The sequence below is a fragment of the Protofrankia sp. Cj3 genome (genome assembly GCF_917627355.1).
Taxonomy (GTDB): domain Bacteria; phylum Actinomycetota; class Actinomycetes; order Frankiales; family Frankiaceae; genus Protofrankia.
Map to the genome: position 1 here is coordinate 7,589 of NZ_CAKJTR010000168.1, position 1,750 is coordinate 9,338.

Genomic DNA, 1,750 nt, shown 5'->3' on the forward strand with positions numbered 1-1,750 from the left:
CCATGCCGCGACGCCGCTTAACAGAAGCTGAACCCTCAGCCGGTGGCACGGTCTTCGTGCCCTGCGGGGAGAACACGAAAGACCTGGACACCGCGATGACACTCGTCCCCCGCGGTAGGCCACCTATCCCCGGGGCGTTCTGAGCGGTCGGTCAGCGCAGGATGCCGGTGTGACCGACGGAGTAACGGCCCGGCTGAGGCCACACACAGGCACCGTGCGGCCCCGGCCCCACCCTGATCCGCGCCAGCAGACTCCCGTCCCTCGTCGAAATCGCGTACACCTCACCGTTGTACCGGCCGGTCAGCCACAACACCGACCCGTCCGCAGACACCCCACCCATGTCCGGACTCCCCCCACCGGGGAGCTGCCATGTGCGCCGTACCTGGCGGGTCGCGAAATCCACCAGCGAGACCGAACCCTCCCCCCGGTTCGACACGTACATCGCGGTCGCATCCCGGGTCGGGTACAGCCCATGCGTCCCCTTGCCGGTGGGCAGGAACCCAGTCATGACAAACCGGACCGGGTCGACGAGGTGCAGGCCGTTCGCCATCATGTCGGCGACGTAGAGCACCTCGCCCCGCGGGTCGAGCTTGATGTCCTGTGGCATGCCCCCGACCGTCAGGTAGCCCGCAACCGAGGGCGTCGCCAGATCGACCTTGACCAGCTTCCCGGAGAACTCACACGTCGCGACGAGGAACGAGTTGTCCGCGGCAAAGTCGACATGGTCGACCCCCGGGCAGTCGACAGGCAGGTGCATCCGCAACTGCCAGGTGTGTGGGTCGTAGAAGTCCAGCCGTTGCAGCGCCTCTGCCACCACAATCGCATATTTTCCGTCCGGGGTGAAGTACATGTTGTAGGGGTCTGCGACCGGAATATTCGGCCCTTTGATCCTGCCGGTGGTCGGGTCGACCGGGGTGAGACTGTTGGCCAGGTCGTTGGTCACGTACAGCGTCGACAGATCCCAGGACGGCACCACATGCTGGGGATTGCGGCCGGTCACGTAATGGTCGATCACCGTGAATCTCGCCGGATCGATCACATCGACGGTGTTGCTGTCACTGTTCGGAACGTAGACGAGCTGCCTCGCGCGACGAACAGCCGGACTGAACTGGTTCGCCCCGTCAAAGGCATACACATCGACCGGTTGTGAGCCACCGCCGTCCCCCGCGGGAGCCGATAGTGGCGCCGGATTCCCGTTCGTCGATACCTGCGGTCGTGCCGGCGTCGCAGCACGTATGGACGGTCCAGGTTCTTCCGCGCAAGCCGCCGCCAGCGCGGCCCACACAGCGATAACGACCGCCACCCGCAACGCCCGCGGCGGTTGGCGGTCAGAGGAGGTCCACACAGGCATGCTCCGATTTCAGCTGAGACCGGCGGCAAGAAGCGTAACGGCATCCGTCTGCGTGGTACCCAGCGCCCCCTCCACTACACGTTCCACCAGCCAACAGGTGCGTCCTGCACCCGTTCCCAGAACAAAAAAGGTCACCGGAACCGCCGGTCCGGGCATTTCCGTGCAAGCACCCAGGGGTGCGCGAAGGTCGCACAGCGTTACGATCTACTACTTTTTGTAGTCGTCTTGTGAGGCCATCCACATGCACCGTGGAAGGGTATAGTGCGCTTCAACGCTGCCCCGCCTACATCGGTCGAGATTCGCCAACATATCGGCGCGGCACGTCGCGTGTCGACCAGAAGAATCTGCTGGAACGTGATAGGCGACCTGTGGCCGCTGCATTATCTGACATCTGACGTG

The 1,750-nt window shown here is 64.3% G+C and carries 1 protein-coding gene; it reads right to left on the reverse strand.

Translation table 11 applies throughout. The features are described 5' to 3' along the window. Positions 1 to 151: 151 nt before the first annotated feature. Positions 152 to 1,135 (reverse strand): YncE family protein, encoded by a 984-nt coding sequence (locus MJ783_RS18640; protein WP_239312043.1) that lies wholly within the window; start codon positions 1,133 to 1,135, stop codon positions 152 to 154. Positions 1,136 to 1,750: the final 615 nt, after the last annotated feature.